Consider the following 18,701-nt stretch of genomic DNA (forward strand, 5'->3'; position numbering starts at 1 on the left):
TGCGGCTTGAAGGACGAAGGGCATAAACTAATGAGCCTGTCTTCGTGTGTTTTCACGCAGAGCACAGGAAGACAGGCTCCAAATAAACCATTAGACAGATAAATAAGGAATACCACCATGTCAGAACGTTTAAACAATGACGTGGATCCGATCGAAACCCGCGACTGGTTGCAGGCGATCGAATCGGTCATCCGTGAAGAGGGTGTTGAGCGAGCTCAATTTCTGATTGAGCAGGTGTTGGGAGAAGCCCGCAAAGGTGGCGTTAAGGTTGCCGCAGGTACTGCTGCCCATCACTACATCAACACCATCGCGGTAGAAGATGAACCTGAATACCCAGGCAACCTGGATCTGGAACGCCGTATTCGTTCAGCTATCCGCTGGAACGCTGTGATGACCGTTTTGCGTGCGTCCAAAAAAGATCTGGATCTGGGTGGTCACATGGCTTCCTTCCAATCTTCCGCGACTTTCTATGAAGTCTGCTTTAACCACTTTTTCCGTGCACGCAACGAGAAAGACGGTGGCGATCTGGTGTATTTCCAGGGCCATATTTCTCCGGGGATTTATGCACGCGCTTTCCTTGAAGGCCGCCTGACCGAAGAACAAATGAACAACTTCCGCCAGGAAGTTCACGGTAAAGGTCTTTCATCCTACCCGCATCCTAAACTGATGCCTGAATTTTGGCAGTTCCCGACTGTTTCGATGGGTTTAGGCCCAATCAGTGCGATTTATCAGGCTAAATTCCTGAAATATCTGGAGCATCGTGGCCTGAAAGACACGTCTGCTCAGACCGTTTATGCCTTCCTGGGCGATGGTGAGATGGACGAACCAGAATCCAAAGGGGCGATCACCATCGCGACCCGTGAGAAGCTGGACAACCTGGTATTCGTCATCAACTGTAACCTACAGCGCCTGGATGGCCCGGTCACCGGTAACGGCAAAATCATCAACGAGCTGGAAGGGATCTTCGCCGGTGCAGGTTGGCAGGTGCTGAAAGTGATCTGGGGTGGCCGTTGGGATGAACTGCTGCGTAAGGACACCAGCGGTAAGCTGATGCAACTGATGGGCGAGACGCTGGACGGTGACTATCAGACCTTCAAATCCAAAGATGGTGCTTACGTGCGTGAGCATTTCTTTGGCCGCTACCCGGAAACCGCAGCGCTGGTGAAAGACATGACCGACGACGAGATCTGGTCACTGAACCGTGGTGGTCACGATCCGAAAAAAGTCTATGCGGCACTGAAAAAAGCACAAGATACCAAAGGCAAAGCCACCGTGATCCTGGCCCATACCATTAAAGGTTACGGCATGGGTGAAACGGCAGAAGGCAAAAACATTGCTCACCAGGTGAAGAAAATGAACATGGAAGGGGTACATCACTTCCGCGATCGTTTCAATGTGCCGGTTGCCGATGCTGATATCGAAAAACTGCCGTTTATCACTTTTGATAAAGACTCTGAAGAGTCTAAATATCTGCACGAACGCCGCCAGGCACTACAGGGTTATGTGCCAACTCGCCTACCTGCGTTTACCCAGAAGCTGGAAATGCCTGCTCTGGAAGATTTCAGCTCTCTGCTGGAAGAGCAGAATAAAGAAATCTCTACCACCATCGCCTTTGTACGAGCTCTGAACGTGATGCTGAAAAACCCATCGATCAAAGATCGTTTGGTGCCAATCATCGCTGATGAAGCACGTACCTTTGGTATGGAAGGTCTGTTCCGTCAGATTGGTATCTACAGCCCGAACGGCCAGCAGTACACCCCGCAGGACCGCGAGCAGGTGGCATACTATAAAGAAGACGAAAAAGGCCAAATCTTGCAGGAAGGGATCAACGAACTGGGTGCCGCGTCTTCATGGTTGGCCGCAGCGACCTCTTACAGCACCAACGATCTGCCAATGATTCCGTTCTACATCTATTATTCGATGTTCGGTTTCCAGCGTATCGGTGATCTGTGCTGGGCCGCAGGCGACCAACAGGCGCGTGGCTTCCTTATTGGCGGGACTTCGGGCCGTACTACCCTGAACGGTGAAGGCTTGCAGCACGAAGATGGCCATAGCCATATTCAGTCTCTGACTATCCCTAACTGTATCTCTTACGATCCGGCTTATGCGTATGAAGTTGCGGTGATCATGCATGATGGCCTGGTTCGCATGTACGGCGAGGCACAGGAAAACGTCTACTACTACCTGACCACGCTGAACGAAAACTATCATATGCCTGCGATGCCGCAGGGTGCAGAAGAAGGCATCCGTAAGGGCATCTACAAGCTGGATACGCTGGCTGGCAGTAAAGGTAAAGTTCAGTTGCTGGGTTCCGGGTCGATCCTGCGCCACGTCCGTGACGCGGCAGACATTCTGTCTAAAGACTACGGCATCGGTTCCGATGTGTTCAGCGTAACCTCGTTCACCGAACTGGCGCGTGATGGCCAGGATTGCGAGCGTTGGAATATGTTGCACCCAACCGAAACCCCGCGCGTACCTTACATCGCTCAGGTGATGAGTGATGCACCAGCGGTGGCGTCTACCGACTACATGAAACTGTTCGCCGAGCAGGTTCGTACTTACGTTCCTGCCAGTGATTATCGCGTGTTGGGTACCGATGGTTTTGGCCGTTCTGACAGCCGTGAGAACCTGCGTCACCACTTTGAAGTGGATGCTTCTTACGTGGTGGTTGCTGCACTGGGTGAACTGGCTAAACGTGGTGAGATCGAAGCTTCTGTGGTAGCTGATGCGATTAAGAAATTCGACATCAACCCAGAAAAAGTCAACCCACGTCTGGCATAAGAGGTAAAAACAATGTCTATCGAAATCAATGTGCCGGACATCGGTGCAGACGAAGTTGAGATCACCGAGATCCTGGTGAAGGTTGGCGATAAAGTTGAGGTTGAACAATCGCTGATCACTGTGGAAGGTGACAAAGCCTCCATGGAAGTACCCTCCCCGCAGGCGGGCGTGGTGAAAGAGATCAAAGTCGCCGTGGGTGACAAAACGGAAACCGGCAAACTGCTGATGATCTTTGAAGCCGCGGGTGCTGCACCTGCCGCTAAAGCAGAAGAAACACCGGCTGCAGCTCCGGTAGCCGCTGCTGCGGCCAGCGCAGCCAAAGACGTTGCCGTACCAGATATTGGTGATGATGAAGTTGAAGTGACCGAAGTGATGGTGAAAGTGGGCGATAAAGTTGCCGCTGAGCAGTCACTGATCACCGTTGAAGGTGATAAAGCTTCTATGGAAGTGCCAGCACCATTCGCGGGTACGGTAAAAGAGATCAAAATCAGCACCGGCGCTAAAGTGAAAACCGGCTCCCTGATTATGGTGTTTGAGGTAGAAGGTGCCGCTCCAACTGCTGCTTCCGCTCCCGCTCCGCAAGCCGAAGCCGCGCCAGCCCCGGCCAAGCAAGAAGAGAAGGCGGTTGCTCCGGCTGCCGCCGCAGATAAAGGTGAATTCACCGAGAACGATGCTTACGTTCATGCCACACCAGTGATCCGCCGCTTGGCGCGTGAGTTCGGTGTAAACCTGGCGAAAGTGAAAGGCACTGGCCGTAAAGGCCGTATCCTGCGCGAAGACGTTCAGGCTTATGTGAAAGATGCAGTTAAACGCGCTGAATCAGCCCCCACAGCAACCGGTGGCGGCTTGCCAGGCATGCTGCCATGGCCGAAGGTGGACTTCAGCAAGTTTGGTGAAATCGAAGAAGTTGAAATGGGCCGTATCCAGAAAATCTCTGGTGCCAACCTGAGCCGTAACTGGGTGATGATCCCACATGTGACTCATTTCGACAAAACGGATATCACCGATCTGGAAGCGTTCCGTAAGCAGCAGAACCTGGAAGCGGAGAAACGTAAGCTGGATGTGAAATTCACACCGGTGGTGTTTATCATGAAAGCCGTTGCTGCCGCTTTGGAGCAGATGCCGCGTTTCAACAGTTCTCTGTCCGAAGATGGCCAGAAGTTGACGCTGAAAAAATACATCAACATCGGCGTAGCAGTGGATACGCCAAATGGTCTGGTGGTTCCGGTGTTCAAAGATGTGAATAAGAAAGGCATCGTTGAACTGTCTCGTGAACTGATGGCTATCTCCAAAAAAGCGCGTGACGGTAAGTTGACCGCAGGCGAAATGCAGGGCGGTTGTTTTACCATCTCTAGCCTGGGTGGTATCGGGACTACTCACTTTGCGCCAATTGTTAATGCGCCGGAAGTGGCGATTTTGGGCGTCTCCAAATCTGCTATGGAGCCTGTCTGGAACGGTAAAGAGTTTACGCCGCGCTTGATGATGCCAATGTCGCTTTCCTTCGATCACCGTGTGATTGATGGTGCTGACGGTGCGCGCTTTATCACCATTATCAACAACACGTTGGCTGATATTCGCCGTCTGGTGATGTAATTGTATAGGGGCGCTCTGGTAGCGCCTCTGTCAATCTTACTACCGGTTTTGTCGGGTTGTTGCATGACTCGACAAAATTGTTGAGATACGGGTCACCTGAACACGCTTTGCAGGTTATTAACAATTCTGTAAACTGCTCGCGGTGTAAGCGTCCCGGTGGATGAAGGGCGTTATGAGATTGATTAGTAATATACCCAATGGATTTCAATTTGTAGCCAGGCGGCAAATTCGTTAATCCCCAGGAGCATACATAAGTAAGTGACTGGGGTGAGCGAATGAAGCCAACAACGCTGCAACTTGAAAGACGAAGGGTATAAAAATGACGTCTGACCCGCCGGACAAACAATTAAGAGGTCATGATGAGTACTGAAATTAAAACTCAGGTCGTGGTACTTGGGGCAGGCCCGGCAGGTTACTCTGCTGCTTTTCGTTGCGCTGATTTAGGTCTTGAAACTGTTCTGGTTGAACGTTACTCCACTCTGGGGGGGGTTTGCCTGAACGTGGGGTGTATCCCTTCCAAAGCATTACTGCACGTAGCCAAAGTGATCGAAGAAGCCAAAGCGTTGGCTGAGCATGGTATCGTTTTCGGTGCGCCGAAAACCGACATCGACAAAGTGCGCATCTGGAAAGAAAAAGTCATCAATCAGCTGACCGGCGGTCTGGCGGGGATGGCGAAAGGCCGTAAAGTGAAAGTGGTCAACGGCCAAGGTAAATTCACTGGTGCTAACACTTTGGTTGTTGAAGGCGAAAATGGTGCCACTACCATTAACTTCGACAACGCCATCATCGCTGCTGGCTCTCGTCCAATCCAATTGCCATTCATTCCTCATGACGATCCTCGCGTGTGGGATTCCACCGATGCACTGGCGCTGAAATCTGTTCCAGAACGTATGCTGGTAATGGGTGGCGGTATCATCGGCCTGGAAATGGGCACCGTATACCATGCCCTGGGTTCACAGATCGACGTGGTTGAAATGTTTGATCAGGTGATCCCAGCGGCTGACAAAGACGTGGTGAAAGTTTTCACCAAACGTATCAGCAAGCAGTTCAACCTGATGCTGGAAACCAAAGTGACGGCAGTAGAAGCTAGAGAAGACGGCATTTACGTCACGATGGAAGGCAAAAAAGCTCCAGCAGAACCACAGCGTTACGACGCAGTGCTGGTGGCGATTGGCCGCGTGCCGAACGGTAAACTGCTGGATGCGGGCAAAGCCGGCGTGGAAGTTGATGAGCGTGGCTTTATCCATGTCGACAAGCAGTTGCGTACCAACATGCCGCACATCTTCGCTATCGGCGATATCGTCGGCCAGCCGATGTTAGCGCACAAGGGTGTGCATGAAGGCCATGTTGCGGCAGAAGTTATCGCTGGCATGAAGCACTACTTCGATCCAAAAGTGATCCCATCGATTGCTTATACTGAACCCGAAGTAGCCTGGGTTGGCCTGACCGAGAAAGAAGCGAAAGAGAAAGGTATCAGCTATGAAACCGCTACCTTCCCGTGGGCGGCTTCTGGCCGTGCCATCGCTTCTGATTGCGCAGACGGCATGACCAAGCTGATTTTCGACAAAGAAACTCATCGTGTGATTGGTGGGGCAATTGTTGGCACCAACGGCGGCGAACTGCTGGGTGAAATCGGTCTGGCGATCGAGATGGGTTGTGACGCAGAAGATATCGCGCTGACCATCCATGCTCACCCAACTCTGCATGAGTCCGTGGGCTTGGCAGCCGAGATCTACGAAGGCAGCATTACCGATCTGCCAAACCCGAAAGCCAAGAAAAAGTAATTTTTGTGGCTTGAAGGGTTAATCAGCGGCTCCTGTGAAAAGGGGCCGTTTTTTTTGCCCGATTTTTCTTTCGTCTGGTGTTGCAGCTGTTCCACAAGGGGTTGTGAGATGGTGCTTACGTGCTTTTGGAGCCTGTTTTGCTAAATTTGAGGAGCTTACATCTAATAATTGCATTTGCATTACGACAGAAAAAAATAAAATATATAGCTATTATCAGCAACAACCTAATGACAGTTAATTATATGGAACTTAAACCCCCTGATCCAGAAAGTGTAATTATTTGGTTTGTTATTGGTGCTTTTGCAACCTGGGGAGGAATTGTTCGTTTTTTATTACAAGAAAAAAGAACCATGAATAAAGGTAAAACTGTAAAATCAGCCATTAGTCAAATTATTGTTTCTGGATTTACTGGGGTGCTTGGTGGTTTGATCGTATTTGAATATGGGGGCAGTAATTATATGGTATTTATTGCTTCTGGAATATTTGGCTCCATGGGGGATGTAGGCTTGTTATATATACAGTCATATTTTAAGAAGGTGAATAACAATCATCGTATCATGTAATAAGTGTTATAAATCGTTTTTAATTCCCACGAAGATAATCAATATTTATATCATTAAGATATCATCTATATTAAAATAAAACCACACTTCCTCAATGGGATATTTTATGGCGGCTTTAAATAGCTACATCTAAAATTATATTTCATCAAAGTAGCCAAAACCATTTAGCTATTAAAATAGGGTGAGAAAATGTTATTGTCTGCATAAATAACATCTTTTTTTAATTTAGAAAAAAATTTATCGTAAATCATATGGTTCTTTCTTTTTAAAAAATAGATATTTACGCTTGCTTCAACTGCGGTACTGCCAATGACGAAAGGTGATATAGTTAACTCATTGAATCTATCGATAATTAATTTCTTCATTGAGTTTGAAATCAAACCTATCGCCTCTCCTTGCTCTATAAATGATAAATGGTTTGTTATGTCAGGCATGGCAATAATCTTCATTTCACCAACATAATTTAGTTCTTTCTTTAAATGTTCTCGCCATTCTATATTTTGGTTGTCTAAAAAAACTAATAATATATTTTTTAAAATTATAGTTTTATTTTTAGAGCAATGAGGGTTTATATCGTTTGATCGTACTATCTGAATAGTCTCACCCTGAAGTGAGATACAGGCAATATCATCATTAAGTGTTAAGTTATCACTTGAAATTATCATGTCGAATTCATTCTTGAGCAGATCTTTTTCTATATTTTCATTGAGGGTTCTTTTTGATATTTTCTTTATTTGCTCTGAATGGTTGTATACAAAGTCAGATAAAAACCCTAATAAAAAATCATCAACAGAAATAGTTAAGCCATGTGTTACATCAGCTTTTTTACTTAATATTTTACCTTTATTAAGGAAATGTTCTTCAAGTGATATCAGATTATCATAATGAGGTAGTATAATATTGTATATGTTTTCTCCTTCTTTGGTTAAGTTAACTCCATCTCTCCCTCGAAGAAAAAGGTTATATCCGAGCTTTTCTTCTAATATTTTAATTCTTCTAGATAGGGGTGATTCTGTAATAAAGAGCTCTCTTGCCCCAATTTTCATTGATTTGTTTCTAGCCGTTACCATAAATGACCTTAGTAGAGTTGATACAAACATACTCCCTCCTTATAATTTAAATTATTTCATACACCGTATAAATAATAATCATGTTTATAATCCAGTTCTTTTGATAATATAAAAATTTTCTCTTTATATTTAATATGTCTAAGTTATATTTAGGTCAAGAAGATATTAAAAAATAAATTTATTATTATTTGATTAATTCGTATTTTTCCTATTGTATTAAAATTTGGGGTGTTGAATTCAGTAATATAAGATGGTCAGATTAACTGACCATCTTATTCACTTGACGATCAAATAAAGATATTATGGAATGATTTTCCAAAGAGTTTGATAGTCAAGACCACCAGGAACCCAATCATAAGTCCAGGCTGTGTGAGCTTGTATACATAACCAATTGCTACCACGATAACTTACCCGAGCACCAACTGGGTAGAATGTATAAAGCTCCCATTGTGGATAAGTGCTTCCTCCACCAGATTGAGGACGAGTTTTCACATGTAGGATATTACTTTGTGCAGAGATGCGTCCTTGGTTATCCTGTGCGATTACAAAGTAATAGTACCCTGTATTTGGTTGCAGCCCAGTATCCAAGAAAGTTAATTGTGAAGGCTGAACTCTGGCAATCTCAATATCATCGCGATAAATGAGATAACCCATAATCCCGTTCGATGACGTAGACGGCCCCCACATCAAACTAATGCTATTCTCCGTTTCCCCCATACTGTGTAAATTAACGGGAGGGGTTGGCGGGTTTTCATAGTTATTTTCAGGTAAGGTGCGTGCCGAGACTGATGCACTCAACGCGGATTCATTACCTGCATGATTTACTGCACGTACTGAATATTCAAATGTTGTATCCGCTTGCAGACCTGAGTCCGTAAAATTCAATCCTGTACTTTGGGCTATGAAAGAACCGTTACGATAAATTAGGTAATGTGAAACGTTTGAAACAGAGGCCTCCCACGCAAGTGATATTGTATGACTGTTTACCTCAGTAATACGTAATCCCCGTGGAGGTTGAGGTTGCTCACCACCACCACCACCTGTACCGACAAAATTCAGATCAACCACTTGGTAAAATGCATTCCCGGTATCTGCAACTTCCCAAACAGCAAGCAGGACATGATAACCAGTACGCTGTGGTAAGACTAAGTCATGAATAGTTGGTTGAGGGGGCGTTAATGCCTGACCGTTGCTCCAAAATGGCTGTTCACCCAACTGAACCTGAAAGAATGGGCGATCTTCAAATTGTGCACGGCTAAGAGGCTGATTTGGATTCCAGTTGGGTTGTGTAATAAAATAGTTCCAACGCCGAGTGAGGTGTGGTGCAGTGTAATGCCAGGACATTGTTAAAATATCTCCAGACAATACATCATGTTTTTGCCAATGGGTGCCAGGTTCGTCCAGAAATTCCCCATCTCCTTGATTGGCACTGGCGATTTTACCGTCTGGCGGTGGTAATACATTGCGTGTATCATCTGGAGCAAAGGTATCTGCAAGACCTGCATTGACCGCAGGGAAGAATTTACCTGCTTCTCGCTGATTAAGTTGCCCGGTATTAAGCCTGCCTTCTTGCCAGGCAAAAAAAGCACGTGAGGCGGGTGAAAATACATGCCCATGGAACGGGGTGATACTTATGTTTTTACGCTTACTGATAATTGAGGATGAATTATTTTTCATAAAATACTCCTATGCTTAATTAAATGGTTAATTGAAGCCCTAACTCTATCGAGCTGCTTTTTATCAAGAGAAAATATGACGAAGTGCCCGATGTTTGCACATCATTAGTATGAATTAATAGAACCTCCTTATTAGATTTCTAATTAAGTTACGCTATGTCATTATGTATAATTTTTATTATCCAAAGCAAAAATAAAACTAATCATTCCGTCTTGCCTCTTAATTATTGGTTATTCCTAATTTGTTGCAAATGCTATTATTGGTGGTATGACCTCTAAAAAATGAAGTAATTTCGGGTGTTATTGTAAACAGTGGCTGAGAGCCAGTTCGCTTATCAGGTTAAGGTATGTTTTATCAATGCTGATAAAATACCAAAATAGCGTTATTCAAATATGGCCATAGGCATTTAAATAAATAACTGATTTATCGTTGAGATTCGAAAAGTCAAAGTGACTCGCACCCTTTTTTAAAGGGGGGGCGTGATGCATATGTTACGCAAAGAGCAGGCTGCACTCTTTTTATACGATGGTAATTCGCCGGGAGAGGAGTGTCGTGAATCTGGTTTGCAGATCTGGGCCTTTACACCAGTGACGCTCGTTACCCCATCATGGAATAGATTTTTATTATAGTTATATGAATATCATGTTTGCTGCGTTGATTGGTTTCACTTCCTGATTCAATAACCCTCTTATTCTGCTTGTATTACAGCTGATTGCACTGTGCTCAACGATTCAGCAAAGATTTAATGTTGCTTTTATGTGAATGAATTAACAAACGTTTCAGATCCTGATATGCTGGCAGAGCGGAACCGGGCACTGTACCTTACAGTCCAGGATATCGACAGCAGTGCCCCATCAGGATTATGCCCTTCATGCTTGAAGCCAAAACAGCTGCAATTTGAATAATGAAGGGTATAAAACGCCAGGCACAATAAATGACAATGAGAGCGAGGAGAAAGTCGTGCTAGAAGAATACCGTAAGCACGTTGCCGAGCGTGCTGAAGAGGGCATCGTCCCTAAGCCATTAGATGCGACACAAATGGCAGCGCTGGTTGAATCATTAAAAAATCCGCCAAAAGGCGAAGAAGAATTTTTGTTAGACCTGCTGATTAACCGTGTCCCGCCGGGCGTTGATGAAGCCGCCTATGTCAAAGCAGGTTTCCTGGCCGCCATCGCTAAAGGTGAAGCCACTTCCCCCCTGGTTACCCCCGAAAAAGCTGTTGAACTGCTAGGTACTATGCAGGGGGGCTATAACATTCATCCATTGATCGACGCGCTGGATAACGCACAACTGGCACCGATCGCCGCTAAAGCGTTATCTCATACGTTGTTGATGTTCGATAACTTCTACGATGTGGAAGAAAAAGCCAAAGCCGGTAACCCCCACGCCAAGCAGATTATGCAATCCTGGGCTGATGCCGAATGGTATCTGTCACGCCCATCGCTGGCGGAAAAAATCACCGTTACCGTGTTCAAAGTTACCGGCGAAACTAATACCGACGATCTCTCTCCGGCACCGGATGCCTGGTCGCGCCCAGATATTCCATTGCACGCGCTGGCGATGCTGAAAAACGAACGTGACGGTATTATCCCCGATCAACCAGGTAGCGTTGGCCCGATTAAACAAATTGAACAGCTGAATAAAAAAGGTTTCCCATTGGCCTATGTGGGTGATGTGGTGGGTACTGGTTCTTCCCGTAAGTCTGCCACCAACTCGGTGCTGTGGTTTATGGGTGACGATATCCCTCACGTGCCAAACAAGCGCGGTGGCGGTGTAGTATTGGGCGGCAAAATTGCGCCAATCTTCTTTAATACAATGGAAGATGCCGGGGCGCTGCCGATTGAAGTGGATGTTTCTGAGCTGAATATGGGCGATGTGATCGACATCTTCCCATACCAAGGTGAAGTGCGTAACCATGAAACTGGCAAATTGTTGGCCAATTTCGAGCTGAAAACCGACGTATTGTTGGATGAAGTGCGTGCGGGGGGCCGTATCCCACTGATTATCGGCCGTGGTTTGACTGCCAAAGCGCGTGAAGCGCTGGGCTTGCCACACAGCGACGTATTCCGTACTGCCAAACCGGTTGCGGCGAGCAATAAAGGTTTCTCACTGGCACAGAAAATGGTGGGCCGTGCCTGTGGCGTTGCGGGGGTTCGCCCTGGTGAGTATTGTGAACCTAAGATGACCTCCGTAGGCTCGCAGGATACTACCGGCCCAATGACCCGTGATGAGCTGAAAGACTTGGCTTGCTTGGGTTTCTCTGCCGATTTGGTGATGCAATCATTCTGCCATACTGCGGCCTATCCTAAGCCGGTTGACGTGACCACGCACCACACTCTGCCAGACTTTATTATGAACCGTGGCGGTGTTTCGCTGCGCCCAGGCGATGGCATCATCCACTCCTGGCTGAATCGCATGCTGCTGCCAGATACCGTGGGAACCGGTGGTGATTCTCATACCCGTTTCCCGATTGGGATTTCTTTCCCAGCGGGTTCCGGCCTGGTGGCGTTTGCTGCTGCGACCGGCGTAATGCCGCTGGATATGCCTGAGTCGGTGCTGGTGCGTTTCAAAGGTAAAATGCAGCCGGGTATCACCCTGCGCGATCTGGTACACGCGATCCCTTACTATGCGATCCAGCAGGGCCTGCTGACCGTTGAGAAGAAAGGTAAGAAAAACATCTTCTCTGGCCGCATTCTGGAGATTGAAGGTCTACCGGAGCTGAAAGTTGAGCAGGCATTTGAATTGGCAGATGCTTCCGCCGAGCGCTCTGCTGCTGGTTGCACCATCAAACTGGATAAAGCGCCAATTCAGGAATATTTGAACTCTAACATTGTGCTGCTGAAATGGATGATCGCTGAAGGTTATGGCGATCGCCGTACACTGGAGCGCCGTATTCAGGGGATGGAAAAATGGTTGGCAGATCCACAATTGCTGGAAGGCGATGCAGATGCGGAATACGCTGCGGTGATCGAAATCGATCTGGCCGATATCAAACAGCCGATCCTGTGTGCGCCAAACGATCCTGATGATGCACGTCTGCTGTCTGATGTTGCCAACAGCAAGATCGATGAAGTGTTCATTGGTTCCTGCATGACCAATATCGGCCACTTCCGTGCAGCGGGTAAACTGCTGGATCAGCACAAAGGTCAGTTGCCAACTCGCCTGTGGGTAGCACCACCTACCAAGATGGATGCTGCTCAACTGACCGAAGAAGGCTATTACAGCGTCTTTGGCAAAAGTGGGGCACGCATCGAGATCCCTGGTTGTTCACTGTGTATGGGGAACCAGGCACGTGTGGCTGACGGTGCGACGGTGGTATCAACGTCAACTCGTAACTTCCCGAACCGTTTGGGAACGGGCGCTAATGTTTATTTGGCTTCAGCAGAATTGGCGGCGGTGGCATCACTGTTAGGCCGTTTGCCAACGCCAGATGAATATCAGACCTATATGGCGCAGGTAGATAAAACGGCAGCGGATACTTACCGCTATCTGAATTTCGACCAACTGAGCCAGTATACTGAAAAAGCTGACGGTGTGATCTTTCAGACTGCGGTATAATACAAAAAGTTATACCAATAAATAATAGCGGGGGCCTTTTGGCCCCTGTTTTTTAACCACCTTTTAATATTGCCGGGATAATGCAGGCGACTGAAGGCGTTTTAGAGCAGAGATATGGATAATTAACATCACAAAAATACAGTATGTTACCTATTCGCCGTTTTAAGACGACAGAACCCGCAAGACATTTATTTATTGGAATCATCTGATGCAGTTAAAAGTCATTAAAATTTATTTAATCATGATTAAAATCAGAATTTAAATCTGTTTATGTGTTGGTCAGTAGTTAATGATTCTTTTGCTGCTTATTTGGGTTAAGATTTTTCTTGTAAATCAGCGGGCCGATACCTGTGCATTAAGGGTTTTTTCACGGTATTGATATGGCTGAGAGTCTGTGAATATCCCCATCATATTGAGGGAGCACTTCGTACCATACCGGGAACCGATTACGGTCGCCCGAAAGAATCTAGAGACAAGGAATTGATCACTGGCAATTTATGGTCTGGGTTTAAATTGATAGTCAACGCGATCAAGATAAATTATTTACCCAGTGCTTGTTAAGCCTGATTTCCCATTAACTCTACGATTTTTTCAATTTGTTCAAATAAAATTCAGGGTTGAAGAGTTATGAATATATTGTATTTTGGCGAAGAGAATATCGAAAGCTTGGGTATTCTTCATATAATCAAAAGTCACTATCCACAGGCTACGATTGGAATTAAAAAAGCGGTTGATTATAATAGTTCGGCCACATTAACACAGTGTGATATCTGTATTGTCGACAGTAAAAAGCTGGTAGATATGCCAGCGAGTAGTTTTAACCGAATTTCAGCAATATCTCATGTGCCAACGTTGATTCTGGCGAAAAAAGATCAGCCTTTATTCCGCTTTTTTAGTCAGTTAAATAACATTCGCGGCGTTATTGAATATGAAAGTGGTGTGGATTTTTTCCTTAACGCAATTAATATCATCATTGCGGGTGGCTATTGCTATTCATGGGATATGAAAACGTTGAAAAATGACAAGCTGAACCTGCTTGATGATACCTATTGCGAATCGGTAGGGCTAACCCGGCGCGAGATTGAAATTTTAAAGATGTATCTGGCAGGAGCTTCTAACAAAGAGATTTCCTACAAGCTTTGTCGTAGTCAAAAAACCATCAGCGCGCATAAATCCAACATTTTACGCAAAACGGGGATTAAACGCTTTCCTTCGGCAATATGTTGATGGGGATTGCGTTGGCAGGCGACAGATCCGATAAAACTCGAATCAGGATTTTATTTGTATGTTTTCCCAGCTTGCTATCTTTGAAATTTGTAGATACTATCGCGGCGTTTTTTTCCACTCACTCACTATGCAAAGGAGGTACATCATGAATTATCAAGCACTGTTTACCCTTTGCAGGTCGTATCCTCAGGCATAATTTCCTGTCTTTCAGGTAGTCGTACAGGTATTGCTCTGGCTTCGGCCTGCCACATCCAAATTAGATTAATTAATCATCAGGATTGGTTATGGGCAATATTATACGCTCCGTTGCGCCGCGAGTTTCCTTGATCGCGTCGGAACACACCTGGATTGAAGGAAATGCAATCCAACAACTAGAAATTACGGCCAAACTACCGGATATGGTACGCGTTGTCGGGATGCCCGATTTGCATCCTGGCCGCGGTTATCCCGTCGGTGCCGCTTTCTTTTCACAACATCGTTTTTACCCCGCGTTAATCGGTAATGATATCGGTTGCGGCATGTCGTTATGGCAAACAGATTTAACCGCGATGAAGCAGTCGTTGGATAAATTGGAAAAAAATCTGGGCGATATTGACGGCCCGCTAGAGAGCGGCACGTTAGGTGATATTCCACCTGCATTGGCACCTTACGCACACAGCCTGGGAACCATCGGCGGCGGTAACCATTTCGCCGAGCTTTTACAGGTCGATGAAATATATCAGCCGGATGTCATCTTCGACAAAAAACGCCTGCTGCTGTTGGTTCACAGCGGTTCACGAGGTTTAGGCCAAACCATATTGGAACAGCATGTTCGTGCTCATGGGCACCATGGCCTGCTGGAAAATAGCGATGAGGCTGATGACTATCTGCAACAACACCAACGGGCGCTGGATTTCGCCGCCTTCAATCGGCAACTGATTGCCGGGCGGATACTGAAACGCTTACGCGCTTCGGGCAATTGCCTGCTGGATATTCACCATAACCTGTTGGCAGCGGCCACGATTGCCGGTGTGCGGGGGTGGCTGCACCGTAAAGGTGCGACGCCCTCTGATGAGGGGCTGGTGGTGATCCCAGGCTCACGCGGTGATTACAGCTATGTTGTTCAGCCGCTCCCCGACGCCAGCAGTTTGTTCTCACTGGCGCATGGCGCCGGGCGCAAATGGATGCGCTCAGAGTGCAAAGATCGTTTATCTGCGCGTTTTACTACGGAACAGTTGGCCAGGACACGTTTCGGCAGCAGAGTGATCTGCCGCGATCGGCAATTGATCTATCAGGAAGCCCCGGAAGCCTACAAGCCTATTGATAGCGTAGTAGGGGCACTGCAACAGGCTGGGTTAGTCACATTGCTGGCTCGTCTGAAACCGGTACTGACGTACAAAACCAGCGGAGGGCGGGAATGATCCTACTACAGATTTCTGCCGCCCATGGCCCTGACGAATGCTGTCTGGCGGTAAGCCTGGCACTGCGGCAGTTTCATAAAGAAGCACAGGCTATGCAGGTGGAATTGCATGAACTTGAACGGGAAAGTGGCCGCCAGACGGGTACATTGCGCTCGGTGTTGCTGATACTCAACGGTGAATCAGCCGAATCATTGGCAGAACGGTGGTGTGGAACGCTGCAATGGATCTGTGAAAGCCCATGGCGTAAAGGGCGTACCAGAAAGAACTGGTTTATTGGTGTTGCCCGTTTTTCTCCGGTAGCCATGCCAAAAGAGAGCGAAATTCGTTTCGAGACATTGAAGTCTTCCGGCCCAGGCGGGCAGCATGTCAATAAAACGGAATCGGCTATTCGTGCCACCCACCTTGCCAGTGGGATTAGCGTTAAGGTACAGACGGAACGCAGCCAGCATGCGAATAAGCGCTTGGCGTGTTTACTGATCGCACACCGGTTGGAACAACTTGAACAACAGCAGTTGGATGCACAACGTGCCCAACGACGAATGTTCCATCATCAAATCGTGCGGGGAGCGCCAGCTCGCGTGTTTAAAGGGGATGACTTTACGCCATCCCCGTAGTCGCAGTAATAAATAGCCTATCGGCGGGATGAAGGTGCTCGATAGGCTACTCAATAAGAAGAAAAATAATGGAAATGCAAAGAAAATATGGTCGAACGTACCATTATCCTTTCTCACCTGGAACGACCAGTGACGATCGGATCAATCAGGAATATTGGCAGGATATTCAGTCAATTAATTCATTAATACATACTGAAAAACTTGATGGTGAAAATAACTGCCTGAATCAATATGGCGTATTTGCCCGCTCCCATGCAGCGCCGACGGTCTCTGCCTGGACGCGCCAGATCTGCCGGCGTTGGCAGCAGATTAAACATGATTTAGGTAATATTGAGCTGTTTGGTGAGAATCTATATGCCACGCACTCTATCGAGTATCGCGGTTTGGAACAGGATTTTTATTTATTCGCGGTTCGTTGCAAAGATATGTGGCTAAGTTGGGAAGAGGTAAGGTTTTATGCCGCATTGTTTGATTTTGCCTGTGTGCCGGAGGTGACGTTGGGCGACCAACGCCAGACAGAAGCTGAATACCGTTTGGCTATCATCGAACAGGCTAGCAAGGCAGGCGTTTTTGCCCCGCACGATGTTGATACCGGTTTGCCCTGTACCATGGAAGGGATCGTGACCCGTAATGCGGCTGAATTCCCGGTGGCTCAATTTTCTCATAACGTTTTTAAATACGTGCGTAAAAACCATGTGAAGACGGAGCGCCACTGGAGAGTGAACTGGCAGCGAGCCCGTATGATGCATGAGTATCGTCAGGAGGAAAGCCATGTGGTGCTTAAGTGAGGATAAACAGTGGGCCAGACTAACGGAAAGGTTTCGCTGGGTGGCCGATATGCACCAAGTGCCGCAAGATCCCCGGCATCATGCAGAAGGGGATGTCGCAATCCATACCCGGCGGGTGCTGGCTGCGCTAACTGAAGCGGTGGAATTCATCGCGTTGCCTCAACAACAACAGGAACTGCTTTGGGCTGCGGCATTGCTGCACGATGTGGAAAAGCGTAGCACCACGCGTATAGAGGCTGATGGTTCGGTAACATCCCCTAATCATGCCAAACGCGGTGAGCTGACCACGCGCGCAATTTTGTATCGGGATATCGTTACGCCATTTCAACTGCGGGAACAGATCGCGGCTCTGGTGCGTTTTCATGGTTTGCCGCTGTGGATTATGGCGCGCCCTGCGCCAGAACGGGCATTATTATCTGCCGCATTACGGCTGGATACGCGGCTGTTGGCAATGCTGGCACGGGCGGATGTCATGGGGCGTGATTGTGAAGATAAGGCCGCTTTGCTGGATAATATTGAGCTGTTCGAACTGTTTTGCCAGGAGCAGCAATGTTGGGGGCAGGCCCGTCCCTTTGCCAGTGACTATCAGCGTTATCATTATCTGACGCATCCGCAGGCCAGCGTTGATTTTGAACCTTATGAGCAATTTCACAGTGAGGTGATTCTGCTCTGTGCATTGCCTGGCATGGGTAAGGATCGTTATATCGCGCAGCACGCGCCAGGGATGGAAATCATCAGTCTGGACGATATCCGTCGCCAGCACCGGTTGTCGCCTACGGATAAAAGCGCGACGGGTTGGGTGGTACAGCAGGCCAAGTTGCAGGCGAAAACATTGCTGCGCCGAGGCGCGCCCTTCGTATGGAATGCGACGAATATTACCCGGCAATTGCGTAGCCAACTGGTTGAGCTGTTTACTGCCTATCGGGCCAGAGTGAAGATAGTTTATCTGGAAGTGCCCTATGCGCAATGGTTGCAGCAAAATGCCGGGCGGGAGCAGAGCGTACCTATGCGTGCCATGGAACATATGCTGAGCAAGTTGGAAATTCCGCAGCTAGATGAGGCGCATGAAGTGGAACTGCGGGTTCAGGATGTGAAATAAAACAGCCTGTAGCAGCGGCAGACAAGGTGGTTTCAGTCAATAGAAATCAGGCGATATCTTTATCCAATTATCCACTTTGCGAGCTTTCACTGAGACAGTCGCGAATTAACGTTTAAACTAATTAGAAACGGCTCAGGAGGGCATGCTATGGATTACGAATTTCTGCGTGACGTTACTGGTCAGGTGGTGGTCAGATTTTCGATGGGGCATGAAGCCATCGGGCATTGGATTAACGAAGAACTGAAAGGCGATCTCAATTTACTGGGGCGTATCGAAGCCGGTGCGGCAGAACTCAAAGGCAGCGAACGGCAGTGGCAGTTGGCAGGCCATGAATATACGTTGCTGATGGATGGTGAAGAAGTGATGATCCGCGCTAATCAACTGGAGTTTGAAGGCGACGAGCTTGAAGAAGGGATGAATTACTATGATGAAGAAAGTCTCTCTTTCTGCGGTGTGGAAGACTTTTTGGCGGTGCTGAAAGCGTATCGTACTTTCATGCTAAATAGCTGATGGTTACCCCTCTTGTACAGAGGGAATCACTATGAAG

13 protein-coding genes are annotated in these 18,701 nt (G+C 47.3%); 11 read left to right on the forward strand and 2 right to left on the reverse strand.

Annotation, left to right across the window (positions count from 1 at the left end):
• The first annotated feature begins 117 nt into the window (after positions 1 to 117).
• From aceE to Z042_RS08650, 4 genes are all read left to right on the forward strand, one after another.
• A complete protein-coding gene (gene aceE / locus Z042_RS08635) occupies positions 118 to 2,781 on the forward strand; it encodes a pyruvate dehydrogenase (acetyl-transferring), homodimeric type (RefSeq protein WP_024909913.1) in 2,664 nt (887 codons plus the stop codon).
• Positions 2,782 to 2,793: 12 nt separating this feature from the next.
• Entirely contained in the window at positions 2,794 to 4,374 is a 1,581-nt protein-coding gene (aceF, locus tag Z042_RS08640) for a pyruvate dehydrogenase complex dihydrolipoyllysine-residue acetyltransferase (protein WP_024909914.1), read from the forward strand.
• 359 nt (positions 4,375 to 4,733) lie between these two features.
• A complete protein-coding gene (lpdA, locus tag Z042_RS08645; RefSeq protein WP_162149735.1) occupies positions 4,734 to 6,158 on the forward strand; it encodes a dihydrolipoyl dehydrogenase in 1,425 nt (474 codons plus the stop codon).
• Positions 6,159 to 6,385: 227 nt separating this feature from the next.
• Complete coding sequence (locus tag Z042_RS08650) at positions 6,386 to 6,721, forward strand: phage holin family protein (RefSeq protein ID WP_236849238.1); 336 nt, start codon at positions 6,386 to 6,388, stop codon at positions 6,719 to 6,721.
• Positions 6,722 to 6,885: 164 nt separating this feature from the next.
• Here Z042_RS08650 and Z042_RS08655 read toward each other — a convergent pair whose 3' ends face one another.
• Both Z042_RS08655 and Z042_RS08660 read right to left on the reverse strand, forming a co-directional pair.
• Positions 6,886 to 7,821 (reverse strand): LysR family transcriptional regulator, encoded by a 936-nt coding sequence (locus Z042_RS08655; RefSeq protein WP_024909917.1) that lies wholly within the window; start codon positions 7,819 to 7,821, stop codon positions 6,886 to 6,888.
• Between the two features lie 270 nt (positions 7,822 to 8,091).
• A complete protein-coding gene (locus Z042_RS08660) occupies positions 8,092 to 9,468 on the reverse strand; it encodes a lytic polysaccharide monooxygenase (protein ID WP_024909918.1) in 1,377 nt (458 codons plus the stop codon).
• A gap of 960 nt (positions 9,469 to 10,428) precedes the next feature.
• On the opposite strand from Z042_RS08660, the gene acnB reads away from it, so the two are divergent.
• The 7 genes from acnB (at position 10,429) to yacL (ending at position 18,664) form a co-directional block, all read left to right on the forward strand.
• Positions 10,429 to 13,026, forward strand: coding sequence for a bifunctional aconitate hydratase 2/2-methylisocitrate dehydratase (acnB, locus tag Z042_RS08665; protein ID WP_024909919.1), 2,598 nt, complete (start codon positions 10,429 to 10,431; stop codon positions 13,024 to 13,026).
• 627 nt (positions 13,027 to 13,653) lie between these two features.
• Positions 13,654 to 14,253: a helix-turn-helix transcriptional regulator gene (locus Z042_RS24490; protein WP_024909920.1), complete on the forward strand. Its 600-nt coding sequence runs from the start codon at positions 13,654 to 13,656 to the stop codon at positions 14,251 to 14,253.
• Between the two features lie 284 nt (positions 14,254 to 14,537).
• Entirely contained in the window at positions 14,538 to 15,653 is a 1,116-nt protein-coding gene (locus Z042_RS08675; RefSeq protein WP_024909921.1) for an RNA ligase RtcB family protein, read from the forward strand.
• A complete protein-coding gene (gene prfH / locus Z042_RS08680) occupies positions 15,650 to 16,267 on the forward strand; it encodes a peptide chain release factor H (protein ID WP_024909922.1) in 618 nt (205 codons plus the stop codon). Before Z042_RS08675 ends, prfH begins: the two co-directional genes overlap by 4 nt.
• Before the next feature lie 68 nt (positions 16,268 to 16,335).
• Positions 16,336 to 17,055, forward strand: coding sequence for an RNA ligase family protein (locus Z042_RS08685; RefSeq protein ID WP_024909923.1), 720 nt, complete (start codon positions 16,336 to 16,338; stop codon positions 17,053 to 17,055).
• A complete protein-coding gene (locus Z042_RS08690; protein ID WP_024909924.1) occupies positions 17,039 to 18,154 on the forward strand; it encodes an AAA family ATPase in 1,116 nt (371 codons plus the stop codon). Before Z042_RS08685 ends, Z042_RS08690 begins: the two co-directional genes overlap by 17 nt.
• A gap of 147 nt (positions 18,155 to 18,301) precedes the next feature.
• On the forward strand, positions 18,302 to 18,664 hold the full coding sequence (gene yacL, locus Z042_RS08695) for a protein YacL (protein WP_024909925.1): 363 nt from the start codon (positions 18,302 to 18,304) through the stop codon (positions 18,662 to 18,664).
• The last annotated feature ends 37 nt before the right edge of the window (positions 18,665 to 18,701 follow it).

The sequence above is a fragment of the Chania multitudinisentens RB-25 genome (genome assembly GCF_000520015.2).
Classification (GTDB): Bacteria; Pseudomonadota; Gammaproteobacteria; order Enterobacterales; family Enterobacteriaceae; genus Chania; species Chania multitudinisentens.

Bases quoted from the DNA above. Each gene is read 5' to 3' on its own strand.
- aceE (WP_024909913.1), top strand. From the start codon at position 118: ATGTCAGAACGTTTAAACAATGACGTGGATCCGATCGAAACCCGCGAC.
- aceF (WP_024909914.1), top strand. From the start codon at position 2,794: ATGTCTATCGAAATCAATGTGCCGGACATCGGTGCAGACGAAGTTGAG.
- lpdA (WP_162149735.1), top strand. From the start codon at position 4,734: ATGAGTACTGAAATTAAAACTCAGGTCGTGGTACTTGGGGCAGGCCCG.
- Z042_RS08650 (WP_236849238.1), top strand. From the start codon at position 6,386: ATGACAGTTAATTATATGGAACTTAAACCCCCTGATCCAGAAAGTGTA.
- Z042_RS08655 (WP_024909917.1), bottom strand. From the start codon at position 7,821: ATGTTTGTATCAACTCTACTAAGGTCATTTATGGTAACGGCTAGAAAC.
- Z042_RS08660 (WP_024909918.1), bottom strand. From the start codon at position 9,468: ATGAAAAATAATTCATCCTCAATTATCAGTAAGCGTAAAAACATAAGT.
- Z042_RS24490 (WP_024909920.1), top strand. From the start codon at position 13,654: ATGAATATATTGTATTTTGGCGAAGAGAATATCGAAAGCTTGGGTATT.
- Z042_RS08675 (WP_024909921.1), top strand. From the start codon at position 14,538: ATGGGCAATATTATACGCTCCGTTGCGCCGCGAGTTTCCTTGATCGCG.
- prfH (WP_024909922.1), top strand. From the start codon at position 15,650: ATGATCCTACTACAGATTTCTGCCGCCCATGGCCCTGACGAATGCTGT.
- Z042_RS08685 (WP_024909923.1), top strand. From the start codon at position 16,336: ATGGAAATGCAAAGAAAATATGGTCGAACGTACCATTATCCTTTCTCA.
- Z042_RS08690 (WP_024909924.1), top strand. From the start codon at position 17,039: ATGTGGTGCTTAAGTGAGGATAAACAGTGGGCCAGACTAACGGAAAGG.
- yacL (WP_024909925.1), top strand. From the start codon at position 18,302: ATGGATTACGAATTTCTGCGTGACGTTACTGGTCAGGTGGTGGTCAGA.